A 24,581-nucleotide genomic window follows, 5' to 3' on the forward strand; every position below is an offset into this window, starting at 1 on the left:
GCAATGGCCGTCTGAAAAGAAACGGATAGCGCATCAAGTGGCTTTACCTTTAAACAGACGCGTAATCAGGCCGACGGGGCCGGTGCGGTACCAGCGCTCGCCCCTGCTGCGGCTGCTTTGCCCCAGCGATTGGGTCATGCGGTCGAGCACAATCGCCATAATCACGATGCCCAAGCCGCCGACGGAAGCCAAGCCGATGTCCAAGCGACCGATGCCGCGCAACACCATCAGCCCCAAGCCGCCCACCGAAATCATCGAGGCGATTACCACCATCGACAGGCTGAGCATCAGCGTTTGGTTCACCCCCGCCATGATGGTGGGCATGGCCAGCGGCAGCTGCACTTTAAACAGCATTTGTTTGGCATCGGCGCCGAACGAATGTGCGGCTTCGATTAAGTCTTCCGGCACTTGGCGTATGCCCAGATTGGTGAGGCGGATAACCGGCGGCACGGCGAAAATAATCGTTACCACCACCCCGGGCACATTACCGATGCCGAACAGCATCACAATCGGCACCAGATACACAAACGCGGGCGTGGTCTGCATCGCGTCCAGCAGCGGCCGCAGCACTCTGGCGATTTTCTCGCTGCGCGCCATCGCAATGCCGGCGGGAATGCCGATCAACATGCAGAACAGCACGGCGGTCAGCACCAGCGACAAGGTGGTAACGGTTTCTTCCCACGCGCCGATCAGGCCGATAAACAGCATGCCCGCCAAGGTGCCCAGCGCCAGCTTTTTACCGGCAAGCTGCCACGCCAATAACGCCAGCACGGCAATCAGCACCAGCGGCGGCACGGCCTGCAATGCCCCTTCGATGGTGGTCAGCGTCCAATCGATCGGTGCTTTGACGGCGGTGAAAAAGCCGCGGCAATGCTGCACCACCCACGCGATCAGTTCCTCCACCCAACGGTCGAGCGGAATGCGTGCATGGTCAAACGGCTGCAACCACGAAAACGGCTGCCCGTCGGCTTGGCCGGCGGAAAGCGCAGCGGCCGTGTCGGCAGCCTGCGGAACAGCGGGACCGGAAGCGGCAGAAGCGCTTTCGGCGGCGGTTTGCGGGGCCGTGCCCCAAGGATTGTCGGCCGGCATGGCGGTATCCTTTCTGAATAGAGTGGTTATTGTGCGGGATAAATGTGATAAGACGCGCCCTGCGGGCTGATACGGGCCGGATGGTTATTGTTGGAAAAGGCCGTCTGAAAAGTCCGGTTCAGACGGCCTGAAAACCTGTCGTCTTATCCGGTATATAGCGGATTCAATTACTTCGATACAAGGCAGCAAGCCGCAGACAGTACAAGTAGTACGGCAAGGCGCAGCAACGCCGTAGCGAAAGTTAAGTTAATCCGCTGTATCTGTATTGAACCGCTGCAAGCCGCCTGTCTATTCTTCCGGCGGGCTTAGTGTTTCCAGCAGCGCCACCTTGCTTACCGAGCCGATGTGGCGGCCCTGTGCGTCCACTACCGGCACCGGGCAGGGAAACTGGGCGGCGGTGTTGAGCATATCGCGTATCGGCGTGTCGGCCTTCACGGCGGCCAAATCCGGCAGCACGGCGGCGCGGATAGGCTCCTGCCGGCCGATGGCCTCTTTCAGCGAATCGGCGGAAATCACGCCGACAAAATGCTTTTCATCGTCGAGCAGAAAACCGTATTCGCGGTCGTGGTCGCGCATGCGCTTCAAAAAGCTGCGCATATTGTCCTGCCCCGCGCGGTGCGGAAAGGTCAACTGCGTGCGCCGCGCCAAATCGCCGGCGGTGTAAACCTGCGACACGTTCACTTCTTTGAAAAACGAACGTACATAATCGTTGGCGGGTTGGCGCAGGATTTCGTCGGGCGTGCCCACCTGCACCACGCTGCCGCCCTGCATAATGGCGATGCGGTTGCCGATGCGCATTGCTTCGTCGAGATCGTGCGAAATAAACACGATGGTACGCTTTTCATGCGCCTGAAGGTTAATCAGCTCGTCCTGCATTTCGGTGCGGATCAGCGGGTCGAGCGCCGAAAATGCCTCGTCCATCAGCAAAATGGCCGGATTGTTCGCCAACGCGCGCGCCAAGCCCACCCGCTGGCGCATACCGCCCGACAACTCGTCGGGGTAGCTGTCGCCGTAGGCGCCCAAACCCACCTGTTCCAAAGCCGCCTGCGCCCGCTGGTTGCGTTCGGCCTCCTCCACGCCCGCCAGCTCCAGCCCGAACGCCACGTTACGGCGGTTGGTCAGATGCGGCATCAGCGCAAACGATTGGAACACCATGCTGATTTTCTCGCGGCGCACTTGGCGCAAACGCGCTTCATCCATCGCCACCACGTCTTCGCCGTCAATCAGCACTTGGCCGCCGCTGGGTTCGATTAAGCGGTTGAACAGGCGCACCAGCGTGGATTTGCCGGAGCCGGACAAGCCCATAATCACGAAAATCTCGCCTTCGTAGATTTCTAGATTCACATCGGCCACCGCCACCGTGCTGCCGGTTTCGGCAAAAATTTCTTCTTTCGACAAACCTTTGCCGTGCAGCTTGAGCGCCGCTTTCGGATGCGGGCCGAAAATCTTGTAAAGATTCTTAACCGTGAGTTTGGCCGTAGATTTTTCAGTCATTTCAATCTTCTAGCGGGTTAACTGTTTTTTTACCCTAACAGAAACCCACGCCCGGATTCAAGTTTGAAAATTGAAATTAGCAATTCATTTCCCTATGTTTAAAAGTGAAAAGCTATTGAATATGACGCACGCCACCCTATTCCGCCAAGCACAGAGCATAGGCAATTTTCAAAAATTTCTTTTTAAAATGATTTTGTTAGACAATTTGATTTGTTTTTTAAATAAAATTAAATATTTTGATATTTATTTTAAAATGATTATTTTTCATTCATGATTGAATATAATAGGCTTGAGAATTTAAAAGATGTTGTTAAAACAGATTATTATGATTATTTAGAATTCAAAGCTTAAAGGGGCTGTTTTTAAAAGCACAGGCCGTCTGAATATGTTTTCAGACGGCCTGTGCTTTTAAAAACGGTTTCTATTGAATCTGGTTCGACACCATAATATTCACGGTGGACAACAACGACACCATTACCGCCAGCGTGCCGGATATATCCGTGAAATAAGCCGTTTTTCTCAATTTCACGCCCAAGCCGAGCTGGATAATCAGAATCGCAGGCAGCGGCAGGGTCAGATAATGAAAGGCGTTCATGTCCAACACGCCCAAAAGCCCCAGCGACATCATGGCCAGCGAATACACCGCCGCCCAAAAAATATAAACCAAGGCATAGATTTTGATGATGTTTTGCGTGGGGTTGTCGCCCGTTTGGTCTTTTTTATACGCATACAGCGCAAAGCCCGCGGCCACATGGAACACGGTGCAGGACAGCACAAACAAGGCAAACGAAATAAACGCCACCATGCCCGTGAAAGTGGGCAGCTTGGCCAGATAATAAAGCGGCATCATCCAGAAACTGCCTGCCAAAAGGCAGAGAATGCCCGATGCAAAAATATTTTTGTCGGGCGTGTTGGCAATCACATTGTCTTTGCTCTGCCACGGGTTGCGGCGGTCTCGCCCCGAAAACAGCAGTACGCCCGCATACATATGAATCAGCCCCGATGCCACAATCATTACCGTCATTGATAAATCCATACCCGCTCCTGCTTATCGAAAATATGTATATTGCCGGCAATATAGCCGTTTACCTTTGCAAAATCCATATCGGCATCTGCAAACATCTGCATCATGCTCGTGCTTAAGCCCGATATCTTACCTACTCTGGCTGATCCCAAGCATGGCGCCCACGTTTAAAACGCCATACGGTTGCCATAAAAATTAAGGCCGTCTGAAAGCAAACTTATCTTTCAGACGGCCTTTGGCAACCAAAACAAATCAGCGGCGGTACACCAAACGGTAATAGGTTTCTCCGTTTTGGATATAGCCCAAATCCACGCGGGCGATTTCGGCGATGGCATCCTGCCCTTTGGCGAGGTCGTCCACTTCCGCCTGCAAGGCGTTGTTGCGCAAGGTGAGTGCCTGGTTTTTCTCTCCTTGTTCGGCCACTTTATCCTGCAAGCGCCACATATCGCGCCAGCCGCCTTTGGAAATCCAAAGGCTGTACTGGAACCATGTGATGGCGGCGATTAAAACCAGTGTTACCCACTTCATGCGTTACGCCTTATTTGCCCAGTTGGTAAAACGCGGCGCGGCCGGGGTAGTAAGCGGCTTCGGCCAGCTCTTCTTCGATACGCAGCAGCTGGTTGTATTTGGCCATGCGGTCGGAGCGGCTCAGGGAACCGGTTTTGATCTGCATGCAGTTGGTGGCCACGGCCAAATCGGCGATGGTGGAATCTTCGGTTTCGCCCGAACGGTGGCTCATCACGCTGGCGTAGCGGTTGCGTTTAGCCAAATCAACGGCTTTGAGGGTTTCGCTCAGGGTGCCGATTTGGTTCACTTTAACCAACAGTGCGTTGGCGATGCCTTGTTCGATGCCTTCGGCCAAGATTTTGGGGTTGGTTACGAAAAGGTCGTCGCCCACGAGCTGTACGCGTTTGCCGAGTTTTTCGGTGAGGTGTTTCCAACCTACCCAGTCGTTTTCGTCCATGCCGTCTTCGATAGAGATGATGGGATAGGTGTCGGCCAGTCTGGCGAGGTAGTCGGCGAACTCTTCGCTGCTCAGAGCCAAGCCCTCGGCGCTCAGGTGGTATTTGCCGTCTTTATAGAATTCGCTGGAAGCACAGTCTAAGGCAAACAATACGTCTTCGCCGGGTGTATAGCCTGCGGCGCTCACGGCTTCCTGCATCAGTTGCAGGGCTTCTTCGTGGCTGCCCAGGTTAGGTGCAAAGCCGCCTTCGTCGCCCACGGTGGTGGGGAAGCCTTTGCTGTCGCACAGTTTTTTCAGTGCATGGAAAATCTCGGCACCGCAGCGCAGGGCTTCGCGGAAGCTTTTCGCGCCCACGGGCATAATCATGAATTCTTGGATATCGAGGCTGTTGTTGGCGTGTGCGCCGCCGTTGATCACGTTCATCATCGGCACGGGCATGGCCATCGGGCCGGCGCCGCCCAAGTAGCGGTAAAGCGGCAGGCCGGCGTCTTCAGCGGCGGCGCGGGCAACGGCCATCGAAACGGCCAAGGTGGCATTGGCGCCCAAGCGGCCTTTGTTGTCTGTGCCGTCCAACTCAATCATCACTTGGTCGATATAGCTTTGCTCGGAAGCGTCCAAACCGATCAGGGCTTGGGCAATTTCGTTGTTAACGTGCTCCACCGCCTGCAATACGCCTTTGCCCAAATAGCGGCTTTTGTCGCCGTCGCGCAGCTCCAGGGCTTCTTTTTGGCCGGTGGAGGCGCCGCTGGGCACGGCGGCGCGGCCCATCACGCCGCTTTCCAGCAATACGTCGCACTCAACGGTGGGGTTGCCGCGGGAATCCAGAATTTCGCGGGCGAAAATATCAACAATTGCGCTCATTAAAGTCTCCTGAAGGTTTAAGCTGTTACATTTAAAAAATCTTTTTCAGACGGCCTTGAACCGAACCTGAAGCCGCTTACGCTGAAATAATATTACGGCGCCGATTATACCGATTCGCGCCGCCCGAAACGAGTGTTTGCGCGGCAAATCGGGTAAAACTTGTTTGATGTCAAGCCGCAGCCTGACACGAGGCCGTCTGAAACGTTTCAGACGGCCTCGATACCGGTTAACGGTGGTAGTTCGGTGCTTCTTTGGTAATCTGCACGTCGTGAACGTGTGATTCGCTCATGCCGGCGGAAGTGATTTCCACAAACTCGGCTTTTTCGTGCATTTCGGCAATGGTTTTGCAGCCCAGATAGCCCATGCTCGAACGCAGCCCCCCCACCAGCTGGTGGATAATCTGCACAATCGGGCCTTTATAGGGCACGCGGCCTTCGATGCCTTCGGGCACATATTTGTCGGCGCTGTCTTCCTTGTCTTGGAAATAACGGTCGCTCGAACCCTGGCTCATCGCGCCCAGCGAACCCATGCCGCGGTAAGACTTATACGAACGGCCCTGATACAGCTCGATTTCGCCCGGCGCTTCTTCGGTGCCGGCAAACATGCCGCCCAGCATCACGCAGTGCGCACCGGCGGCCAGCGCTTTGGCGATGTCGCCCGAAAAACGGATGCCGCCGTCGGCAATCAGCGGCACGCCCGTGCCTTTCAAGGCTTCGGCCACATTGTGGATGGCGGTTAACTGCGGCACACCCACGCCGGCCACAATACGGGTGGTGCAGATGGAACCCGGGCCGATGCCCACTTTCACCGCATCCGCGCCCGCAGCCACCAAATCGCGCGCAGCTTGTGCCGTGGCGATGTTGCCGCCGATAACCTGAACCTGCGGGTAATTTTGTTTCACCCATTTCACGCGGTCGAGTACGCCCTGGCTGTGGCCGTGGGCGGTATCAACCACAATCACGTCCACACCTGCTTCAACCAACGCTTTCACGCGCTCGTCGGTATCCGCGCCCACGCCCACCGCGGCGCCCACGCGCAGGCGGCCGTCTGAATCTTTATTGGCGTTGGGAAATTCGGTGGTTTTGAGAATATCTTTCACAGTAATCAGGCCTTTAAGCTCCCAATCACCGTTCACCACCAACACGCGCTCCACTTTATGCTCGTGCATCACGTCGCGCGCATCTTCGATAGACGTGCCTTCCGGCACGGTAACCAGGCGCTCGCGCGGGGTCATAATCGCCGAAACGGGCTGGTCGAGACGTTTTTCAAAACGCAGGTCGCGGTTGGTTACCAAACCCACCACTTTGCCGTTTTCCACCACCGGCAGGCCCGACATTTTGCGCTTGCGCTTCGAGAGCATTTCCACCAACTCGCGGATCAGCATTTCGGGCTTGATGGTTACCGGGTCTTTCACGATGCCGCTTTCGTGGCGCTTCACTTTGGCCACGGCATTGGCCTGGCGCTCGGGCGTCATGTTTTTGTGGATGATGCCGATGCCGCCTTCCTGCGCCATCGAAATGGCCAAGCGGGCTTCGGTTACGGTGTCCATCGCGGCGGAGAGCAAGGGGGTGTTGAGCGTGATTCCGCGTGTGAGCGGGGTTTGGAGTTTAACGTCGCGCGGCAGCACTTGGGAATGTGCGGGAACCAGCAAAACGTCATCAAAGGTATAGGCTTTTTCAACGATACGCATGATGCTCAGGCTTTCGGTTTGTGCAAGATGCACGGCATTGTACCAAATCCGCCGCCCGCTTAACAGCCGTTTGCCGCGGCAAACCACCTAAAATTTAAGAAAATTACACCGCCGCCGCCAAACCGCCACCGTTGTAACCATACAAACAGTAACGGCCTTTATATCGCCAAATAATACACTTGTTATGACACTTACCTGATTTAACAATATAATAAAGGCCGTCTGAAAACCTATTCCGAAAACACAAAAGAAAGAAAAACCATGCACATTACCCGCACCACCTGCACCGCCGTTCTCGCCTGCCTGCTGCTGCCGGCGCAGTTTTCCGCCGCCCAGGTTTACACATGGAAAAGCAAAAACGGCAGCACCAGCTATTCCGATGTGCCGCAAAACCTGAAAGTTTCCAACGCATCAACCGTTAACGTGCGCACCCGCACCGTTACGCCGCCGCCCGCGCCCCAAGCCGCCGAAGGCGAAGGCTCGCTGGCCGACAAACAAAAACAGCTGAACGATGCCATCAGCCAGGAAAACAAAAAAATCGAAGAACAAAACAAGAAAATCGAAGAACAAAACCGCCAGCAGAAAGAAGACAACTGCAAAACCGCCCGCCTCAACCGCCAGTTTGCCGAAACCGCCCGTGTGGCCAACCGCGACGAGTTTATCAAACGCTACGATGCCGATATCGGCAAATTCTGCAACTAAAGCAAACAAACCGCAAAAATACAGGCCGAGACCTTTGCAAAAGCCCCAGATGCGGATGCAGTTCAAGGCGTAGCAGCGCAGCGAGCGCAGACATAACATGAAGTTAGGCAAGCGAGCGAGCAGCGCACAACGCAGAAATGCGCCGCAGATGGGGGTTTTGCAAAGGTCTCAGGCCGTCTGAAAGCCGCACTAGCAACGCTCGGTTTTCAGACGGCCCCGATTCGCCTACAATAAACGGCATTTCATTATCAGAAAGCCCGTTTTATGCAATACCGCATCCGCAATAACAACAACGACACACCGCCCGCCAACCCCGGCACAGGCGAAAGCTGGGAGCGCAACACCCTGCGCGACGTTTTGCTCGAAGCCTATAAAGAGCAGCGCCGCGCCCGCTTCTGGCGCAACCTTTGGCGCGCCCTGTGGGTGCTGGTATTTCTGGCCATCGCCGCCAACTCGTGCAGCAGCAGCCAAAGCGCCCCCGGCAGCCAACTGGTCAATATATCCGAAGAACACACCGCCGTCATTTCCCTCACCGGCGCCATCGGCGACGAATATGAAGACCAAACCGCCATGCTGCGCGACAGTCTCGAAGCAGCCTATAAAAACAACAAAGTCAAAGGCATCATCATCCGTGCCAACAGCCCCGGCGGCTCGCCCGTGGTGTCCAACACCGCCTTTAACGAAATACGCCGTCTGAAAAACGAATATAAAAACCGCAACATTCCGCTTTATGTGGTTGCCGAAGACGTTTGCGCATCAGGCTGCTACTACATCGCCGCCGCCGCCGACAAAATCTACGCCGACCCCTCCAGCATGGTCGGCAGCATCGGCGTAATCGGCGGCGGTTTCGACCTCACCGGCCTGATGGACAAACTCGGCGTGAAACGCCGCCTCAAAACCGCAGGCAGCAACAAAGGCATGGGCGACCCGTTCTCTCCCGAAACGCCCGAACAAACCCGCATTTGGGAGCAGATGCTCGCCGACATTCATCAGGAATTCATCAAAGCCGTCAAACTCGGACGCGGCAACCGACTGAAAGAAAAAGAAAACCCCGATATTTTCAGCGGCCGTATCTACACCGGCAATGAAGCCAAAGCCGCCGGCCTGATCGACGGCTACGGCAGCATCTACAGCGTATCGCGCGATGTGATCAAAGCCCCGAAACTCATCGACTACACCCCCGAAGACAGCCTCAGCCAACTCTTCGGCCGCCACCTGCGCGCCGGCATTTCAGCAGGATTGGAAGCCGCAGGCAGCAAAATCTGGTAAACCGCCTTGCCGCAAACCGAGGCCGTCTGAAAACTTTTCAGACGGCCTTCTGTTATAATCTACACCCTTTGTTTTAGCAGAACTTTCTATCCCCTCCCATGCAGCCCGATTTATCCCAAACCCTCGCCAAAGACCGCCATTTTCTGCAAACCGCCTTCAAAAATCCGAAAAAATTCGGCGGCTTGCCCAAAGTCGAAGAAAAATACCGCAAATCGCACGAAATCTATTTAAAACGCCAAGCCGCGCTGCCCAAGCCGCAGTACGACGGCACGCTGCCGGTGCACGAGCGTTTGGATGACATCAAAGCCGCCATCGCCAACCACCAAGTAACCATCATCTGCGGCGAAACCGGCTCCGGCAAAACCACCCAACTGCCGAAAATCTGCTTGGAACTCGGGCGCGGTACGGCGGGCTTAATCGGCCACACCCAGCCGCGCCGCCTGGCCGCGCGTTCTGTTGCCGAGCGGATTGCCGAAGAATTGGGCAGCAACATTGGTGAAACGGTCGGCTACAAAGTGCGCTTCAACGACAACACCTCGCGCGATGCCTATGTGAAACTGATGACCGACGGCATCCTGCTGGCCGAAACACAAACCGACCGCTACCTCACTACTTACGACACCATCATCATCGACGAAGCGCACGAACGCAGCCTGAACATCGATTTTCTGCTGGGCTACCTGAAACAACTGCTGCCGCGCCGCCCCGATTTAAAAATCATCATCACCTCGGCCACCATCGATGCCGAGCGGTTTTCCAAGCATTTCAATAACGCCCCCGTGCTGGAAGTGAGCGGACGCACCTATCCCGTCGAAATCCTTTACCGGCCGCTGCACACGGCAGACGAAGACGAAGCGGAAATCGAAATCGCCGATGCCATCGTCGATGCCGCCGACGAGCTGGCGCATTTGGGCAGCGGCGATATTCTCGTGTTCCTGCCCGGCGAACGCGAAATCCGCGAAGCCGCCGAAGCCCTGCGCAAGTCGCCGCTGCGCCGCCACGACGAAATCCTGCCGCTGTTCGCCCGTTTGTCGAACGCCGAACAGCACAAAATCTTTCACCCCAACGGCACCAAACGCCGCATCGTATTGGCCACCAACGTCGCCGAAACCTCGCTCACCGTGCCGGGCATCAAATATGTGATCGACACCGGCTTGGCGCGGGTAAAACGTTATTCCGCCCGCGCCAAAGTGGAGCAGTTGCATGTGGAAAAAATTTCACAGGCCGCCGCCCGCCAGCGTTCCGGCCGCTGCGGCCGCGTTTCCGCCGGCGTGTGCATCCGATTGTATTCTGAAGAAGATTTTGAACAGCGCAGCGCGTTTACCGACCCCGAAATCATCCGCAGCAACCTAGCCGCCGTCATCCTGCGCATGGCCGCACTGAACCTGGGCGACGTGGCGGCGTTTCCGTTTCTCGAAGCGCCCGACCAACGGTATATCAACGACGGGTTTCAGGTGTTGTTGGAATTGGGGGCGGTGGAGGATGCCGTCTGAAAATGCTAGGCTAATTGGCTTTTCTGATACTATTTTTCAATATATAGATTAAGCCAGCTGTAGATTTAACCTAGTAATGTGCCACAATTACAGGTAATGCTGTAGAAAACTAAATTGATAAGGACAAACAATCTATGACATCAAAAGGAAGACGCACATCCCCTATTTTCCTTGATGAGAACATGCTAGAAGAAGGTAATACCAACAACATCACATTACCTCGTATACATAAACAACGACGTATTGTTTTTGGCTGGTATGGAGGAAAGTTTTCCCACCTTGATTGGCTGCTCCCTTTACTTCCAATTTGCCATCATTATTGCGAACCCTTTGCTGGCTCCGGTGCAGTTTTACTTAATCGTAAACCTTCACCGGTCGAGACATATAACGATATTGATGGCGATGTTGTGAATTTCTTCAGGGTTCTACGAGATCATCAAGAAGAACTTGTGAGGGCGATTGCTTTGACACCATTTTCGCGTGAAGAGTACCACTTAGCAATCAACAACCAAGTAAATGAGAATCACAACATAGAGCGAGCAAGACAATTCTACATCAAAGCCCGACAAACCCGAACCGGACTTGCTCAGACTGCTTCCCTTGGACGCTGGGCAAACTGTAAAGATACAAGCCGTGCGGGAATGTCTGGTGTTGTCTCGCGCTGGCTTGGCGGCGTGGGCTCTCTAGATGAAATCGCCCAGCGACTGATTCGAGTCCAAATCGAAAATCGTCCTGCCATTGATGTAATCCGTCTTTATGATAGCCCCAAGACACTTTTTTATTGCGATCCTCCCTATCTCCATGCTACACGTAGCGATACCAAGGCTTACGGTTTCGAAATGGACGAGAACCAGCATCGGGAATTTGCCGAAGTGGTCAATGAATGTAAAGGTATGGTGGCTGTGTCAGGATATAATCATCCGCTGATGGATGAGCTATTCAAACCAGGACGTTGGTTTAAGACCCAAGGTCCGGATAAAACAATTCACTCTACCAAAGGCAAACGCTCAGAAGTCCTCTGGACAAACTATGATCCTAAAAATCAAAAAGAACTGTTTGAATGAGAGCTACTTGCACACGAGCTATTAATATCATTCTGACGACAGGTACACTTTCTGAGCTATCTACATTTATATAAGTAAAGAGAGCTTCAATGACACCAAAAGAAATATTAGAAAACATTCAACAGCGTGCCGTCGCCACATTGAATGTCTCTGTTATCACGGATCCAGTAATCAAAGAGCGTGTTGATTACATATGCCGCTGTATGAGCAACCGCGCTGGGGTACGGCTGCTCATGTCATGTTTGTTGGGAAAACTGGACAAGCCCAATGTCGATCCGCGCAAGCCCTATACCGAGATTGGTGGAGCTGACAGTTTTTCCGGACGTACCTATGACGAACGCTATCTGACCAATTTCATCAATGCACACCGACTACCGGTTAATCCGACAACTGCCTTTCTAACCCCGACTCTACGCAATATCAACCATGCACTGACCACCGATCGGGAGCTTGTTGGTAGACCGCGTGACCTTTACAAAAAGACGCTTGAGCTACTGGAAGATGTAGCCCTTCAACGTATCACTGCTGATGTACTATTTGTCGAAACCGTGCGTGTACTGATGCTGTTACGCGATGAAAAGTTGGCTCGCATGGTTTCCCTTCTAGATGCCTTAAACCGTACCGAGGGTGCATTACCTCTTTCGTCGGAAGCTATCGTCACACTGATAAGTCAACACCTTGCTTGCAAGAATGCTAGCCGCCTACCGGTTCTAGTGGTCGCTGCCGCCTATGAGGCAGCAGGGGCGCGATTGCTGGAAACCATACTACCCCTGAACTCGCACAATGCTGCTGATCTTCAAACTGGCTCGCTGGGCGATGTGGAAATCTGTTTGACGGGCGAGAATTCAATCGTTACTGTCTATGAAATGAAGATGAAGCGTGTCTCGCAAGACGACATCGACGCGGCAGTAACCAAGATAGCCAGAGCGCCGAACAAAATTCACAACTACCTATTTGTAACAACAGATGTGATTGACCCAATCGTGGCCGAGTACGCTGCGACATTCTATGAGAAAACGGATGGCTCTGAAATTGCCATTCTCGATTGCATAGGCTTCTTAAGACACTTCCTACACTTGTTTCATCGCATCCGTACTGAGTACCTCAACGCTTATCAAGGGCTAGTTTTGAGTGAACCAGACTCTGCGGTCAGTCAAACGCTAAAAGAGGCATTTTTGGCACTTCGTCAAGCAGCAGAAAGTGATGATTAAATGTGTGTATGCTCGAATAAATACGATTAACATTGATCCAGATAAAGCATAATCAGTATTCATGCCTAGCGGAGATCAATAATTAAAAATATCAAGTATACATGTTCGACGTACATAATATTATCCTTATGCAACATACTGAAATCAAACAACACGATATTGCCCCAACCCCCCCCCGCTACCGCCTAACCAAACTCGGCGAGCAAATGGCGCGGCTGCCCATCGATCCGAAAATCGCCCGCATTTTGTTGGCGGCGAAAAAGCACGACTGTATGGCGGAAATCTTGGTGATTGCCTCCGCCCTCTCCATTCAAGACCCGCGCGAGCGGCCACTTGAGGCGCGCGAAGCCGCTGCCAAGGCGCACGAGCGGTTTACCGACAAGCAGTCCGACTTTCTGGCCTATCTGAATATTTGGGACAGCTTCCAGCGCGAGCGCGACAAAGGCTTGTCGAACAAACAGTTGGTGCAGTGGTGCCACCAATATTTCCTATCGCACCTGCGGATGCGCGAATGGCGCGAGCTGCACCGCCAATTGGCCGAAATCGCCATTGAAATGGGTTTGGCCAGCAAAGAGCAGGCATTCAGACGGCCGCCCGTGCAAGAGCAATTAAGGCCGTCTGAACAGGCAGGCGACCAAGATTTATCCGCCAAACTCAAACAAAAACAACTGGATAAAAAGCAGCACCGCGCCCAAATCCGCGCCGCCAAAGAAGCGGGCTACGAACAAATCCACCGCGCCCTGCTCACCGGCTTGATCGCCAACGTGGGCATGAAATCGCCCGACGGCCACGACTACACCGGCGCGCGCGGTTCGCACTTTCATTTATTCCCCGCTTCCGCGCTGTTCAAATCCAAGCCCAAATGGGTGATGGCCGCCGAACTCACCGAAACCACGCGGCTGTATGCCCGTGATGTGGCCGCCATCCAGCCCGAATGGATCGAGCAGGAGGCGCCGCATTTGGTGAAATATCATTATTTCGAGCCGCATTGGGAGCAGAAGCGCGGCGAAGTGGTGGCGAGCGAGCGGGTAACCCTTTACGGTTTAATGGTTTTGCCGCGCCGCCCCGTTGCCTATGGCCGCGTCGCGCCCGAAGAAGCGCGCGAAATCTTTATCCGCAGCGCGCTGGTGGCGCAGGAATGCGATTTGAAAGCCGATTTTTTTGTCCACAACAAAAAGCTGATCCGCGAAATCGCCGAGCTGGAACACAAATCGCGCAAGCAGGATGTGTTGGTGGACGAAGAAGCGCTGTTTGATTTTTACAATCAACGGCTGCCTGAAATGTATAGGCCGTCTGAAAACAACGTAGGCCGGGCATTGATGCCCGACACAGGCAACGCGGCCGCACAAACCCCGTCGGGCATAAATGCCCGACCTACGGTTTCAGACGGCCTGAACCGGCAACGCCTGTCTGAAACCCCCAAACCCCTCGCCGACATCCGCACCTTCCAAAGCTGGTTAAAGCAAGCCGAGCAGGAAAACCCGCGCCTGTTGTTTCTCAGCAAAGAAGACCTGATGCAGCACGCCGCCGCGCACATCACCGAAGAACAATTTCCCAAGTTCTATAAAACACCCGACGGCAAATTCAAACTCAGCTACCGCTTCGAGCCGCACCACCCGCTCGACGGCGTCACCCTCACCATGCCGCTTACCGTGCTCAACCGTCTCTCCGCCCCCGCGCTCGAATGGCTGGTGCCTGGCATGCTGCGCGAAAAACTGCAACTGCTGATCAAAGCCCTGCCCAAACAAATCCGCCGCATCTGCGTGCCCGTGCCCGAATTCATCACCCAATTTTTAGAAAGCCATCCCAACCGCCAAGAGCCGGTTATCCCCCAGCTTGCCCGCTTTATCGCCAAAACCGCCGGCGATATGCGCCTGCTCGAACAAATCAATCTCGACGACTGGCAAGCCTTCAAACTGCCCGAACACTGCTATTTCAACCTGCGCATCATCGACGACGGCGGGCAGGAGCTGGCCATCGGCCGCAACCTGGCCGGGCTGCAACAAGAACTCGGCCAAGCCGCCGCCGTTACCTTCCGCGACAACACCCAAGAATTCGAGCGCGACAACGTAACGGCATGGGACATCGGCACCCTGCCCGAATCCATCAAATTCGCCCGCGGCAAACAGCAGCTCACCGGCTATTTGGGCTTGCAAAAAGAAAAAAACGGCAACATCGCCCTACGCCTGTTTGACACAGCCGAAGCCGCCCAAGCCGCCCACCGCCAAGGCGTCATCGCCCTGATGCAGCTCCAGCTCAAAGAGCATATGAAAGACCTCAACAAAGGCATCCAAGGTTTCACCCAAGCCGCCATGCTGCTCAAACACATCAGCGCCGACACCTTGCGCGACGACCTCACCGCCGCCATCTGCGACCGCGCCTTTATCGGCGACGACGAATTACCGTGCAGCGAAAAAGCCTTTAAAGAACAAATCAAACGCGCCCGCAGCCGCCTGCCCGCCGTCAAAGAAGCCGTGAGCCGCTACCTGCAAGACACCGCCGCCGCCTACGCCGAACTGAACGCCAAACTCGGCAACGGCAAACACCCGCTCGCCGCACTTTTGCGCAGCCGTATGCAAAACCTGCTCACTGCCGGTTTCGCCCAACGCACCCCCTGGAGCCAATGGCCGCGCCTGCCCGTTTACCTCAAAGCCATGACCCTGCGCATGGAAAAATACAGCGGCAACCCCGCCCGCGACGCCGCGCGCGAAGCCGATATTCAAGCCTTGGAACAAATGTGGCAGGAAAAAGTGGATGCGTTAATCAAACAAAACCAACCGCTTTCAGACGGCCTGAAAATGTTCCAATGGCAACTGGAAGAACTGCGCGTATCGCTGTTTGCGCAGGAGTTGAAAACGCCGTATCCGGTGTCGGTGAAAAGATTGGTGAAGGAGTGGGAGGGTTTGAAGTAGGTCGGGCATTGATGCCCGACACCACAGGATACCGCATGCTTATTTTTATCGGACATAAATATCCGGCCTGCGGCTGAAAACCATGTTACACTTATCCGAAGTATCTACAAGGAGCGTATACCATGACCCAAGCCACTATTTTCAAAAGCAATCAAACCCAAGCCGTACGCCTGCCAAAAGCCGTTGCCTTTCCTGAAGACGTGAAAAAAGTTTCCGTTGTCGTGATCGGCAAATCCCGCCTGCTCACCCCCAGTGAAAATCTGTGGGACGATTGGTTCGACCAACTGCCGCAAGCCGATTTTCCCGATCGAGAAGCTACCTTCCAAGCCGAGCGGGAGAGCTTCTAACCATGCTGCGCTATATGCTCGACACCAATATCTGCATTTACACCATCAAAAACAAACCCGCCACCGTACGCGCGCAGTTTCAAAAACACCAAGATCATATGTGCATCAGCAGCATCGTCTTAACAGAATTGCTATATGGCGCAGAAAAATCTGAAAACCCAGCCAAGTCATTGGCCGTGGTCGAGAGCATGGCCGCACGTTTGGAAGTATTGGATTTTGACGCACACGCTGCCGCCCATGCCGCCGAAATCCGCGCCGAGCTGGCCAAGCAAGGCACACCCATCGGACATTACGATGTGTTGATTGCCGGACACGCCCGCAGCCGAGGCTTGATATTGGTTAGCAATAACCTACGCGAGTTTGAATGGGTGGATGGACTGCGGTTGGAGAATTGGACGATTTAACGGTTTACACGATACGGCAAACACGCCGCGCGATGCGAATATTCAAGATTTGAAACAAATGTGGCAGGAAAAAGCCGATACCCTGCAAAAACAAAGCCAACCACTTTCAGACGGCCTGAAGATGTTTCCATGGTAGCTGGAAGAACTGCGCGTGTCGCTGTTTGCACAGGAGTTTAAAACACCGTATCCGGTGTCGGTGAAGAGGTTGGCGAAGGAGTGGATTTTGTCGAGTAAATAAAGTTGCTTAAAGGGTTTCAGACAGCCTGAAAAATATTAATGATATTTATGATTTTATTAAACTTTATTCATAAAATTCCAATACTGCTACGGCTGTATCGTATAAGATAAAAAGTGAATAAATGAATACTGTTGATAATAAAATTTCTAATCCAGCATTTATCAATACAGGTTCAAAACTCCAATTATTTTTCTTTGAAAGAATAGATAAAATTAAAGCAGCACCAATTAAAGTAACTTGTTCTCGTATAGAAAGCAATAACTGCGCTTTTGTATTCTTAAATGAATCATTAATTTTTTGATTATACAGTCTACTTATTTCATATAACTTTGATAAAATAACAGCCACCGTAGCTGTATTTATAGCCATTAGTGTTATTAAAATATTTAATAAATTTGAACGCATAAATTCCCCCATAAAATAAACTCCTATTAAATATTGTATTAAATATAAAATAAGAGAAATTACGAAAGATTTAGCTGCCGTGCTAGTAACAGTACTTATCATGATTTAATCATCTAACTTTGAAGAAATCTTTAATTCTTTCTAGTAAGCTTATCGGAGATACTTCAACTGTATATTCATCTGCAATAATACTGGAATGGGTATTTGTAGTATCTTTTTTAGTTCTAACCCCTTTATATTTTACTCTAATACTCCCTCCCCCTTTGCTACTATAATCTACTAAATCTTGTAATTGTGGCAATTCTGGAGATAAATTTAATTCCCCATTTTCAGGAGCATTCATAGTTAATTCTGTATTGGCAGAATTTGAGTATTTGGCTAATGCTTTCAAGTCATCACTCAATGCTTTTGAAATATTCGCCATATTAGGAGTAACCATTTTAAATTCTATCTGCTCAACTTTTTGCCCTTGTACTAATTGCCAAAAGGATTGTTCATCAAAAATAGGATATATTTGAACATTTAAATTATATTTACATAATACTTCATTTAATCTTTTTGTCAGCAGATTAGCTAGAGTATTAGTTTTATTAAATGCACTTGTCCGATGCTCTAATGCTAATATTTGTTGCTCATCATCATTCCAAACAATTGCATAAACACGGGGCCAATCTTCTTCGGACATTGTTTCAAAGTTTTCAGTTTCCCTTGTTACAGTTTTGCAGGCTGCAACTTTAAATATATAAAATTGATTATTTACTTTTTCTTGTGCAGGATAAACTTCTTTAATTCTTAATTTGCGGCTAGTATCATCTATTTCATCTAATATGCTGTGTAATGCAATATACCTAAATGCCTCAATAAAAAATTCATTTTTACGTTGAATTACTTCATCGACAGATAATTCATTTTCTGATAATGGGAGCTTTTCTTGAATGCGTTCATTAGGAATAATTTGATAACGATATAGATGAAAAATTCGTTGAGACATAATAAAATATTTCCTTACAAAATTTAATTTTGTAATTATATTTCAAAAAATCAAAGAATAAAACTTTTGTAATACTCCCAGCCAGCATAGCCTGCATGTATAGCAAGCGTAGCCTGCATGTGTAGGGTGTGCGCCCTTGGCGCGCACGCGTTGTTTGAGTTTCCACCCATCGCGTGCGTGGCTTGCGCCACACACCCTACCGCTCGCAATACGAACCAACCTGCAAACCCGACAAGGCCGTCTGAAACCCTGCCAAGCAGTTTTTCAGACGGCCTTTTTTCGCCCATCCAATCTTAACCGGTATTGCGCAAGCCTTGTGCCACGCCGTTGATGGTGAGGTGCACCATTTGCAGCAGGTGGGCATTGCCCGGGTCTTTGCGCAGGCGTTTGAGCAGGGCTACCTGTAGGCCGCCGAGGGCGTTCAGGTAGGGGATGCGCAGGGCGAGTGAGCGGGCGAGGCTGCGGTTGTCGCTGAGCAGCTCGTCGGTTTGCAATATATCGAGCAGGGCTTGGCGGCTTTTGAGGTATTCGCTTTTAATCAGGGCGAAGATTTCGGCGGCGCGCTCGGGCGATTCGCTCAGGGCGGCGTAGTTTTCGGCCAGGGTTAAATCGGCTTTGGCCATCACTTGTTCCATATTGGAAAGCATGGCTTGGAAGAAGGGGTTGTTTTGGGCGTGCTCCTGCAAGGCTTTCAGACGGCCTGCGTCTTGGCTGCACAATTCTTCTACGGCGCTGCCGAAGCCGTACCATGCGGGCAGCATGAGGCGGTTTTGCGTCCATGAAAACACCCACGGAATTGCGCGCAAATCTTGAATCCGCGCGAGTGTTTTGCGGCTGGCGGGGCGGCTGCCGAGGTTGAGGGTGGCGATTTCCTGAATGGGGCTGGTTTGCAGGAAATAGTCGATAAAGCCGTCGGCGGTGATCAGGGCGCGGTAGTGTTTGAAGGCGCTGTCGGAAAGGGCCTGCATCAGTTTGCCGTCGGGGGTTTGGCTCTGCGGCAGCAGGCTGGCTTCGAGTGTGGCGGCCACCAGGGTTTCGAGGTTGCGGCGGGCGTTGCCTGCGTCGGCATATTTGGCGGTAATCACTTCGCCTTGCTCGGTGATGCGTATCTGGCCGGCCACGCTGTGTTCGGGCTGCGCGAGAATGGCTTGGTAAGAGGGGCCGCCGCCGCGCCCTACGCTGCCGCCGCGGCCGTGGAACAGGCGCATGCGCACGTTGTAGCGGCCAAACAGTTCCACCAGCCCCAATTCGGCCTGATAAAGCCCCCACGAGCTGCTCACATAGCCGCCGTCTTTGTTGCTGTCGGAATAGCCGAGCATGATTTCTTGGATATTGCCGCGGCTTTCGAGCAGGTCGCGGTACCACGGCAGGGCAAACATGGTGTCCATCACGTTGCAGGCGTTTTCGAGTGCTTCGATGGTTTCAAACAGCGGCACGATATTGATGCGGCTTTGGGGTTTGCCGTTTTCCTGCAACACCAAGAGGCCGCTTTCTTTCAGCAGCAGGGCCAAAGCTAAAAGGTCGCTGGGCTGTTCGCAGTTGGAAATGATGCTTTGGTTGATGGCTTTTTCGCCCAATTCGTTTTTCACGCGGCGGGCTTCGTGGAAAATCGCCAGTTCGTGCTGGGTGTGTTGGCTGTAACTCACATAGGGGCTGTAGAGCGGGCGCCGGTTTTGCAATTCGCGCAGCAGCACGGTTTGTTTTTCTTTTTCGGTGAGGGTGTTGTAGTTTTCCAAACCGGCATGGGCAAACAGCTCGGCCACCACTTCGCTGTGTTTGTCGGCGTGTTGGCGCAAGTCGAGCGGCATCATATAGAAGCCGAACACGGATACGGTGCGGATTAAATCGGCCAGGCGGGCTTCGGCCAAGAGGCCGCTGCGGTTGTTGCGCAGCGATTGCTGCATGGTTTTCAGGTCGGCCATAAATTCATCGGCATCGGCATAGGGTTCGAGCAAGCCGAAATGGCAGCCGAGGGTGAGGCCGAGCTGTTGGCCGCGCGCAATCAGCCGCGCCATGATGTAGGCGATGGCGCGGCGGTAGGGTTCTTCTTCGTGGGCGATTTCGGTGTCGGGCGATTGTGCGGCCAATGCCAGTACGCCTTCGCTCACGCTGACGCGGCGCACCGAAAGCGGCAGGTCGTCGTAAAGTTCGCTCAGTTGGCGGCGGTAGTAGTGGAACACGGTGTCGGCGTGGCGGGTGAACGCGTGGCGCAGGGTGTCGGCGGAAACAAAGGGGTTGCCGTCGCGGTCGCCGCCTATCCAGCCGCCGATTTGCAGAATATTGGGCACTTTGATGCCGGGATAGGCCGTCTGAAAGGTTTTTTCCATGCTGCGGTAAAGTTTGGGCAGGGCTTGGAAAAAGCTGAGCGGGAAAATCGACACGCCGTTGTTGATTTCATTGTTAACGGTGATTTTGAAATGGCGGGTTTCGCTGGTTTGCCACAAGGCCAGCAAGGTGGCGTCCACCTCGCTTTGCAGCTCTTCCAGCGCTTCGGCGCTGTTGCAGTGTTCGCGCTTGGGCAGCAGGGCGCGGATGCGGCGGTGGAAATTCAATGTGGCCTGCCGCTGCACTTCGGTGGGGTGTGCGGTGAGCACGGCGGCGATATAGGTGTTGTCGAGTTGGCGCTGCACGGTTTGTGCGTCGATTTGATGTTCGCGCAGTTTGTTTACGGTGTCGGCCACGCTGCCGGCGGCGGCACTGCTGCCGGCCTGCTCGTGTGCCAAACGGCGGCGTTCGTGGTGCACGTCTTCGGCGATATTGAGCATTTGCGCAAACAGGCCGCAGGCCAGAATCAGGTTTTGGGTTTGCCGCTCGTTGAGCTGTGGCAGCACTTCTTCGATAACTGCGCTACTGTCTTCGCAGTCGGCCAGCGTTTTCACGGTGTTGAGCACGATTTCGGTGGTTTCGCTGTGCAGCAGCCTGAACAACGCTTGAGTGAGAAACTCGGCATCGGCTGCCAGCGGAGCGTCTTTGGGATTATTGAGAATGTGGAGGCGCATAAGGTTTCTTTCTTAACGTTATCGATGCAAACCATTGTATAGCAAGGTATAACAAGAAACCATCATTGTTAGCAATGTAGTCAAATGTAATTTGATATAAGTGAATGGCAGGCTAGGATTTGTTGACAATCGCTTTTCAAACAAAAAGATGCAAAAGGCCGAGACCTTTGCAAAATCTCCAAATGTGGATGCAGTTCAAGGCATAGCAGCGCAGCGAGCGCAGACATATCAGGTAGATAGGCAAGCGAGCAGTACCCTAAAGGGCATAAACACACAACACAGGAATGCGCCGCAGATGGGGGTTTTGCAAAGGTCTCAGGCCGTCTGAAAATAATTCAGCGGGTAACCATAGCCCCCACCCCGAAAATCCATTAAAATAAACCGCTATGCCGTTGTGTTCCGGCGGCTTTAACGATTTAATTTAAAACACATTCAGGAAACGACTATGATCGACTTAACCCATTTCAACGAAAATAACGAAGCCCATATGGTCGATATCGGCGAAAAAGCCCCCACCAAACGCGTGGCGCGCGCCAGCGGCTATATCAACATGGGCCCCGATGCCATCAAATATATTGTGGACGGCTCCGCCAATAAGGGCGACGTGCTCGGCATCGCCCGCGTGGCCGGCATCCAGGCTGCCAAGCAAACCGGCTTTCTGATTCCGTTGTGCCACCCCGTCGCCCTCACCCATGTGCGTGTGGATTTCAACGTTGATGTGCAGCTTGCCCGCGTAAAAGCCGTGGTTACCGCCAGCACCGAAGGCAAAACCGGCGTGGAAATGGAAGCTTTAACCGGCGTCAACATCGCGCTGCTCACCATTTACGATATGCTCAAAGCCGTGGATAAAAGCATGGTGATTTCGCAAATCCACCTCGAAGAGAAAACCGGCGGCAAAAGCGGCACGTTCACATTCGACACCAGTCTCGAAAACCTCAACTACTAACCCCAACTTATTATATATAGATGGACGACCGCGACCTCTTGCGTTACAGCCGCCACATACTGCTCGAAGAAATCGGCATCGAAGGCCAGCAGAAGCTGTTTGATGCCTCGGCATTGGTGGTGGGCTGCGGCGGGCTGGGCGCGGCCGTTTTGCCTTATCTGGCCGCCGCCGGTGTCGGCCGCCTGATTATCGCCGACAGCGACACGGTTGACGAAACCAACCTGCAACGCCAAACCGCTTTTTCGGAAGCCGATCTCGGCAGCAGCAAAGCCGAAGCCATGAAAGGCCGTCTGAACGCCATCAACAGCCGCACGCACATCACCGCTTTAAACGAACGTCTAAACGAACCCCGCCTGCACGATCTGATGCAGCAATGCGATATCGCCATCGACTGCTGCGATAATTTTCCTACCCGCCGGGCAATCAACCGCGCATCCGTCGCCGCCCGCACGCCGCTGGTATCCGGCGCCGCCGCGCGTTTCGAAGGCCAGCTTGCCGTTTACCGCCCCGATCTGCCCGATTCGCCCTGCTATGCCTGCCTGTTCGACGGTGATCAGGCAGACGACGGCGCCTGTGCCGTATTCGGCGTATTCGCCCCGCTGGTCGGCATCATCGGCACCAGCCAAGCTGTAGAAACGCTGAAAATATTAACGGGCGCGGGCAGCAGCCGCTGCGGCGTGCTGAATATTTATGATGCACTAAACAACGAATGGCAGCAGATCGAATTCGCCCGTAATCCGCAATGCACCGTTTGCGGCCGTCCGCACTAACCGCTGAAATTCACCGTTTATCTGAAAAATATGCCGACGGTAAAATTATTCTGACAGCAAAAATCAAGTTATCTGATTGTTTTACAAAGAAAACAAACACCAAAATATTCTTTTATGCCGATAAAATTATTTTCTTGTCGCATAAAAGCAACTCCATCTCTGCCCATCTATTGTTTGGCTTTATCACACCAAAAACAATTTTATTAAAATAAATCAAATAATTAAATTATTCGTTTTAAATAAATACCGATTATCAGGCCGTCTGAAAAAGCAGCCCATAAATATTAACCAAAAAAATAATTTCACTATTTGAAAATAATTACTGGCACAAATGCGTTTGTCTTGATAATATGCCGTTCATCGGAAAACAAACCGATTGTCCAAAATTTTTTCCGTTTATCAGAGCACAGCAGCAAACTTTTCAAGGGGCAAACATCATGACTACCATCGCTATCGACATCCAACCGCAATGCCGTTTTTCCTGCTTTGCAGCAAACGACCAGCAATGTGTCCACCAGCCTGAAAACATCGTGCCCGAATTAAACCGCCAGGCACGTTTCGCCCAAAAACGCGTTTTGGTAGAAAACACCTCAACCGCCAAAGAAACCCTGTGCGCCAGCCTGTGCGGCGGTCAAGAACACGCTGCGCGCAACCTCTTCACCTTCAGCTTGGAAAACCATTTCCCCCATGCCGCAAGCTGCCGCGGAACCCACCTGCTCAAAGGCCTGCCCTGCCCCGCCGATTACGACCACGCCGTCGAAACCGAAGGCGACAAAGCCGCCAGCGCCTGTTTTCACGACAGCAAAGAAAGCCGAAGCACCGGTCTGATCGAATGGCTCTATGCCCAAAACGCCCAAACCATTATTCTCGGCGGCCTGGCAACCGAACACGCCGTTTTGGAAACCGCACAACACTTGGCTTGGTATAACGATAACTGGCACATCATCGTCAACCTTGCCGCCTGCCGCGGTTACACGCCCGAGGCCACACTCAAAGCCGTTTTCGCTTTGCGCCAAGCCGGCATCACCGTGGTAACCGACACCGACGAAATCCCCGCAGCCATCGCTGCCGGTGCACCTTTACTGATGAGCAAGGCTTCTTAAGCAGAATCCTTACCCGTTTGAAAGTTTCTCCAGCTTAAATTTATCGGAATCTCTTAGCAGACACTCCCATCTGTAAGAGCACTTTTAGGCCGTCTGAAAAGGCGGCCTCTTTTTATGCTAACTAGCAACTGTGTTACCAACTCGTCAGTCAGCAACATCAAACACGGTTAATCAAGCGTATTGCAGGCCGTCTGAACAGAGATAATCGCGTACCCGTGCGTTCAGAATTCTCAGCAGTTTGTGCATACACGCATTGATGGCTACTTTAAACGGCTTTCCTCTGCCGATAAGCCGTTCGTAAAATGCTTTGATTTTCGGCTCAAAACGGCTGGCGGTCAGGGTGGCCATATACAGCGCATTGCGGACTTCCATCCTGCCGCCGATACAGCCGGGTTTCCCAACCGATTCTCCGCTTTGCATGGCCGGCGGAACGACACCGACCAGTAAGGCAATGCTTTTGTGCGGCAGCCGCCCCAGCTCGGGCAACATCGACATCAAGGTGGCGCAAGTGGTGTCGCCTACGCCTTTTATCTCTCCGATGATTTTGTTTTTGCCGTCAAAATTGCTGTCGTTGTATTTGGCAATCTGTTTGTCCAGATCAGCAA

At 52.8% G+C, this 24,581-nt stretch carries 21 protein-coding genes and 2 pseudogenes; 12 read left to right on the forward strand and 11 right to left on the reverse strand.

What is annotated here, in order from left to right; genetic code table 11:
• Positions 1–33: 33 nt before the first annotated feature.
• The 6 genes from proW to guaB form a co-directional block, all read right to left on the reverse strand.
• Positions 34–1,089: a glycine betaine/L-proline ABC transporter permease ProW gene (gene proW / locus NQ012_RS02665; protein WP_257065994.1), complete on the reverse strand. Its 1,056-nt coding sequence runs from the start codon at positions 1,087–1,089 to the stop codon at positions 34–36.
• A 288-nt stretch (positions 1,090–1,377) separates the two neighbouring features.
• A complete protein-coding gene (gene proV, locus NQ012_RS02670; protein ID WP_257065995.1) occupies positions 1,378–2,583 on the reverse strand; it encodes a glycine betaine/L-proline ABC transporter ATP-binding protein ProV in 1,206 nt (401 codons plus the stop codon).
• Positions 2,584–3,004: 421 nt separating this feature from the next.
• Positions 3,005–3,619 carry a hypothetical protein gene (locus NQ012_RS02675; RefSeq protein WP_257065996.1) on the reverse strand — a complete coding sequence of 205 codons (615 nt, stop codon included), beginning with the start codon at positions 3,617–3,619 and terminating at the stop codon, positions 3,005–3,007.
• A 240-nt stretch (positions 3,620–3,859) separates the two neighbouring features.
• Entirely contained in the window at positions 3,860–4,135 is a 276-nt protein-coding gene (gene ftsB, locus NQ012_RS02680; RefSeq protein WP_085367060.1) for a cell division protein FtsB, read from the reverse strand.
• 10 nt (positions 4,136–4,145) lie between these two features.
• Positions 4,146–5,432 carry a phosphopyruvate hydratase gene (gene eno / locus NQ012_RS02685; protein WP_257065997.1) on the reverse strand — a complete coding sequence of 429 codons (1,287 nt, stop codon included), beginning with the start codon at positions 5,430–5,432 and terminating at the stop codon, positions 4,146–4,148.
• A 226-nt stretch (positions 5,433–5,658) separates the two neighbouring features.
• Positions 5,659–7,122: an IMP dehydrogenase gene (guaB, locus tag NQ012_RS02690; RefSeq protein ID WP_257065998.1), complete on the reverse strand. Its 1,464-nt coding sequence runs from the start codon at positions 7,120–7,122 to the stop codon at positions 5,659–5,661.
• Positions 7,123–7,383: 261 nt separating this feature from the next.
• Between guaB and NQ012_RS02695 the strand changes: the two genes are divergently transcribed.
• Positions 7,384–7,824, forward strand: a complete 441-nt coding sequence (locus NQ012_RS02695) for a DUF4124 domain-containing protein (RefSeq protein WP_257065999.1) — start codon at positions 7,384–7,386, stop codon at positions 7,822–7,824.
• Here the strand turns inward: NQ012_RS02695 and NQ012_RS02700 are convergent.
• Positions 7,784–8,065, reverse strand: a pseudogene (locus tag NQ012_RS02700) (hypothetical protein). The gene NQ012_RS02695 and the pseudogene NQ012_RS02700 sit on opposite strands and share 41 nt — an antisense overlap.
• Before the next feature lie 23 nt (positions 8,066–8,088).
• Between NQ012_RS02700 and NQ012_RS02705 the strand changes: the two are divergent.
• The 8 genes and pseudogenes from NQ012_RS02705 to NQ012_RS13125 all read left to right on the forward strand — a co-directional run.
• Positions 8,089–9,093: a S49 family peptidase gene (locus NQ012_RS02705; protein WP_257066000.1), complete on the forward strand. Its 1,005-nt coding sequence runs from the start codon at positions 8,089–8,091 to the stop codon at positions 9,091–9,093.
• A 98-nt stretch (positions 9,094–9,191) separates the two neighbouring features.
• Entirely contained in the window at positions 9,192–10,586 is a 1,395-nt protein-coding gene (gene hrpA, locus NQ012_RS02710; RefSeq protein ID WP_257066001.1) for an ATP-dependent RNA helicase HrpA, read from the forward strand.
• 134 nt (positions 10,587–10,720) lie between these two features.
• On the forward strand, positions 10,721–11,650 hold the full coding sequence (locus tag NQ012_RS02715; protein WP_257066002.1) for a DNA adenine methylase: 930 nt from the start codon (positions 10,721–10,723) through the stop codon (positions 11,648–11,650).
• An 89-nt stretch (positions 11,651–11,739) separates the two neighbouring features.
• Positions 11,740–12,861 (forward strand): DNA methyltransferase, encoded by a 1,122-nt coding sequence (locus tag NQ012_RS02720; protein ID WP_257066003.1) that lies wholly within the window; start codon positions 11,740–11,742, stop codon positions 12,859–12,861.
• A 128-nt stretch (positions 12,862–12,989) separates the two neighbouring features.
• Entirely contained in the window at positions 12,990–15,773 is a 2,784-nt protein-coding gene (locus tag NQ012_RS02725; protein ID WP_257066004.1) for a DUF3418 domain-containing protein, read from the forward strand.
• A 122-nt stretch (positions 15,774–15,895) separates the two neighbouring features.
• Entirely contained in the window at positions 15,896–16,120 is a 225-nt protein-coding gene (gene vapB / locus NQ012_RS02730; protein ID WP_257066005.1) for a type II toxin-antitoxin system VapB family antitoxin, read from the forward strand.
• Positions 16,121–16,122: 2 nt separating this feature from the next.
• Entirely contained in the window at positions 16,123–16,524 is a 402-nt protein-coding gene (gene vapC, locus NQ012_RS02735) for a type II toxin-antitoxin system tRNA(fMet)-specific endonuclease VapC (protein WP_257066006.1), read from the forward strand.
• A 28-nt stretch (positions 16,525–16,552) separates the two neighbouring features.
• Positions 16,553–16,762: pseudogene (locus NQ012_RS13125) on the forward strand (DUF3418 domain-containing protein); the annotation flags it as partial.
• A gap of 63 nt (positions 16,763–16,825) precedes the next feature.
• On the opposite strand, the gene NQ012_RS02745 reads toward NQ012_RS13125, so the two are convergent.
• The 3 genes from NQ012_RS02745 to ppc all read right to left on the reverse strand — a co-directional run bounded on the left by NQ012_RS02745 (position 16,826) and on the right by ppc (position 21,157).
• Positions 16,826–17,179 (reverse strand): hypothetical protein, encoded by a 354-nt coding sequence (locus NQ012_RS02745; RefSeq protein WP_257066007.1) that lies wholly within the window; start codon positions 17,177–17,179, stop codon positions 16,826–16,828.
• Between the two features lie 97 nt (positions 17,180–17,276).
• Positions 17,277–18,158, reverse strand: coding sequence for a hypothetical protein (locus NQ012_RS02750; RefSeq protein ID WP_257066009.1), 882 nt, complete (start codon positions 18,156–18,158; stop codon positions 17,277–17,279).
• A 293-nt stretch (positions 18,159–18,451) separates the two neighbouring features.
• Positions 18,452–21,157: a phosphoenolpyruvate carboxylase gene (gene ppc / locus NQ012_RS02755; RefSeq protein WP_257066011.1), complete on the reverse strand. Its 2,706-nt coding sequence runs from the start codon at positions 21,155–21,157 to the stop codon at positions 18,452–18,454.
• A 445-nt stretch (positions 21,158–21,602) separates the two neighbouring features.
• Here ppc and moaC point away from each other — a divergent pair, with 445 nt between their 5' ends.
• From moaC to NQ012_RS02775, 3 genes are all read left to right on the forward strand, one after another.
• Complete coding sequence (gene moaC, locus NQ012_RS02765) at positions 21,603–22,103, forward strand: cyclic pyranopterin monophosphate synthase MoaC (RefSeq protein WP_085366336.1); 501 nt, start codon at positions 21,603–21,605, stop codon at positions 22,101–22,103.
• A gap of 20 nt (positions 22,104–22,123) precedes the next feature.
• A complete protein-coding gene (locus NQ012_RS02770) occupies positions 22,124–22,873 on the forward strand; it encodes a HesA/MoeB/ThiF family protein (protein WP_257066015.1) in 750 nt (249 codons plus the stop codon).
• Between the two features lie 437 nt (positions 22,874–23,310).
• Positions 23,311–23,976, forward strand: coding sequence for an isochorismatase family protein (locus NQ012_RS02775; RefSeq protein ID WP_085366352.1), 666 nt, complete (start codon positions 23,311–23,313; stop codon positions 23,974–23,976).
• 171 nt (positions 23,977–24,147) lie between these two features.
• Here NQ012_RS02775 and NQ012_RS02780 read toward each other — a convergent pair.
• A partial coding sequence (locus NQ012_RS02780; protein WP_257066017.1) for a transposase occupies positions 24,148–24,581 on the reverse strand: 434 nt, incomplete at its 5' end.

The sequence above is a fragment of the Neisseria dentiae genome, assembly GCF_024580525.1.
Classification (GTDB): Bacteria; Pseudomonadota; Gammaproteobacteria; order Burkholderiales; family Neisseriaceae; genus Neisseria; species Neisseria dentiae_A.

Coding starts and splice junctions, on each gene's coding strand:
- proW (WP_257065994.1), bottom strand. CDS start 1,089: ATGCCGGCCGACAATCCTTGGGGCACGGCCCCGCAAACCGCCGCCGAA.
- proV (WP_257065995.1), bottom strand. CDS start 2,583: ATGACTGAAAAATCTACGGCCAAACTCACGGTTAAGAATCTTTACAAG.
- NQ012_RS02675 (WP_257065996.1), bottom strand. CDS start 3,619: ATGGATTTATCAATGACGGTAATGATTGTGGCATCGGGGCTGATTCAT.
- ftsB (WP_085367060.1), bottom strand. CDS start 4,135: ATGAAGTGGGTAACACTGGTTTTAATCGCCGCCATCACATGGTTCCAG.
- eno (WP_257065997.1), bottom strand. CDS start 5,432: ATGAGCGCAATTGTTGATATTTTCGCCCGCGAAATTCTGGATTCCCGC.
- guaB (WP_257065998.1), bottom strand. CDS start 7,122: ATGCGTATCGTTGAAAAAGCCTATACCTTTGATGACGTTTTGCTGGTT.
- NQ012_RS02695 (WP_257065999.1), top strand. CDS start 7,384: ATGCACATTACCCGCACCACCTGCACCGCCGTTCTCGCCTGCCTGCTG.
- NQ012_RS02705 (WP_257066000.1), top strand. CDS start 8,089: ATGCAATACCGCATCCGCAATAACAACAACGACACACCGCCCGCCAAC.
- hrpA (WP_257066001.1), top strand. CDS start 9,192: ATGCAGCCCGATTTATCCCAAACCCTCGCCAAAGACCGCCATTTTCTG.
- NQ012_RS02715 (WP_257066002.1), top strand. CDS start 10,721: ATGACATCAAAAGGAAGACGCACATCCCCTATTTTCCTTGATGAGAAC.
- NQ012_RS02720 (WP_257066003.1), top strand. CDS start 11,740: ATGACACCAAAAGAAATATTAGAAAACATTCAACAGCGTGCCGTCGCC.
- NQ012_RS02725 (WP_257066004.1), top strand. CDS start 12,990: ATGCAACATACTGAAATCAAACAACACGATATTGCCCCAACCCCCCCC.
- vapB (WP_257066005.1), top strand. CDS start 15,896: ATGACCCAAGCCACTATTTTCAAAAGCAATCAAACCCAAGCCGTACGC.
- vapC (WP_257066006.1), top strand. CDS start 16,123: ATGCTGCGCTATATGCTCGACACCAATATCTGCATTTACACCATCAAA.
- NQ012_RS02745 (WP_257066007.1), bottom strand. CDS start 17,179: ATGGGGGAATTTATGCGTTCAAATTTATTAAATATTTTAATAACACTA.
- NQ012_RS02750 (WP_257066009.1), bottom strand. CDS start 18,158: ATGTCTCAACGAATTTTTCATCTATATCGTTATCAAATTATTCCTAAT.
- ppc (WP_257066011.1), bottom strand. CDS start 21,157: ATGCGCCTCCACATTCTCAATAATCCCAAAGACGCTCCGCTGGCAGCC.
- moaC (WP_085366336.1), top strand. CDS start 21,603: ATGATCGACTTAACCCATTTCAACGAAAATAACGAAGCCCATATGGTC.
- NQ012_RS02770 (WP_257066015.1), top strand. CDS start 22,124: ATGGACGACCGCGACCTCTTGCGTTACAGCCGCCACATACTGCTCGAA.
- NQ012_RS02775 (WP_085366352.1), top strand. CDS start 23,311: ATGACTACCATCGCTATCGACATCCAACCGCAATGCCGTTTTTCCTGC.